Genomic DNA, 1,786 nt, shown 5'->3' on the forward strand with positions numbered 1-1,786 from the left:
GCGTGAGCGCAAGAAGATCGTCGAGTGGGAGGAAATGCTGGGCCACTCCCGCGCCGGCGAGTAACGCCGTCATGTACACCGAATCGACACGTCCGCGCGACGTGTCGATTTTTTGATACAAAATCGACATGATGCACCCGCGCACCGTAGCGGCCCCCACAGCCCAAAAAGCGATATCGCCTTTTGCACCGACCGGCGAGACGCGACCTGGGGTTTTGCAACAGCGCACCCTGTAAAAGGCGATATCGTCTTTTGGGCAGTCGCGGTGCCACAGCAGCACGGCAGGTCACAGCAGCGCAGCAGCACGCCACAGCAGCGCAGCAGCACGCCACAGCAGCGCGAACCCGATATCGGGGGTTAGCGTCGGGTCAGCACCTCGAGCGCTGCTGTGTTCAGAAACACCTTCGACCGCCCCGCCTTCTGTTCTTCGAGGATGCCGGCCTCGACCAGCTGCGACAGCCACATCGATGCTGTCTGCCGCTTCGCCAGTCCCGCATCGATCACGTCCGTGATGCGGACATACGGCTGAACGAACAGCAGCTCCGCCAGTTCGGCTGCTGGCGAGATGCCGGTTTCGCGGACACGGGCGGTGGTGGTGTCCTGGAGCGTGCGGAGGTCGTCGATAAGCAAGCTTGTGCTCCGGGCCGACTCAGTCACCGCGTTGACCATGAACAGGATCCACTGCTCCCACCCACCGTCCGCGGTGACCGCGCGCAGCAGCCGGTAATACTCCGCTTTCCTATCGACGATCGTCCCTGACAGATACAGCACCGGCAGTGACAACACCTTCTCTTGCAGCAACAACAAGATGTTGAGGATGCGGCCGGTGCGGCCGTTGCCGTCGTAAAACGGGTGGATAGCTTCGAACTGGTAATGCGTCACCGCCATCAACACCAGCGGATCCAACCCGTGGTCCGAGTAGATGTAGCGTTCCCACGCCGAAAGGTGGCGTTGCAGCACGTCGAGGCCTTCGGGTGGGGTGTACGCGCGCGTGCCCGTGTCCGGGTCGCCGATGTAGGTACCCGGTGTTGAGCGGAGCGTGGCCTGCCCACCCTGCAGGGTCGAGCACACCTCAACCGCAACCTTCTCCGACACCGGCCTATCCGCGATCAGGTCCACGCCGCGCCGCAGAGCATCGCGGTAGCGCAGCGCTTCCTTGGTTGCCGGCGTAGGCTCCGGATCGATGCTCCACTGAGCCCGGAACAGCTCATCGTTCGTGGTCACAATGTTTTCGATCTCTGTCGATGCCTGCGCCTCACGCAACGGGATAGTGGAGGTGATGATCTCCGGGTTCGGGATCAACCGGCATGCGGTGTTGAGGGCGGCCAGTTCGCTGCGAGCGTCGATAACAGCCTTGAGCACCTTTGCGGTCTCAAGCGTGTGCTGTGGTGGCAGCGGAGGCAGATCGTTGTACGGCTTCGCAGGGTCGAACGCCGCTGTGTTTCCGGTCATGTCGAAAGAATAAACACGTCCGCGCGACGTGTCGATTTTTTGATGCAAAATCGACATGACGTCGCCGCGCACCGTAGCGACCCCCACAGCCCAAAAAGCGATATTGTCTTTTGCACCAACCACCGGACCGCGACCTGGGGTTTTGCAGTGGCCCACCCTGCAAAAGGCGATATCGTCTTTTAGGCAGCAGCACGCCAGAAACGTCTACACTTGCCCGGTTACCTACAGAAAGGGCACCCACGTGGATCTCATCCGCTTAACCACGCGATTTGGAAAACGCTACGCGCCGACGATTGCGCTGGTTATCGTGCTGCAGCTGGTCACGACGCTGGCA

The 1,786-nt window shown here is 61.3% G+C and carries 1 protein-coding gene; it reads right to left on the bottom strand.

The genetic code is table 11. The features are described from left to right. Positions 1 to 357 precede the first annotated feature (357 nt). Entirely contained in the window at positions 358 to 1,452 is a 1,095-nt protein-coding gene (locus tag HMPREF3171_RS11375) for a Fic family protein (protein WP_246815381.1), read from the bottom strand. Positions 1,453 to 1,786 lie beyond the last annotated feature (334 nt).

Source organism: Corynebacterium sp. HMSC08F01 (assembly GCF_001807545.1).
Taxonomy (GTDB): Bacteria; Actinomycetota; Actinomycetes; order Mycobacteriales; family Mycobacteriaceae; genus Corynebacterium; species Corynebacterium coyleae.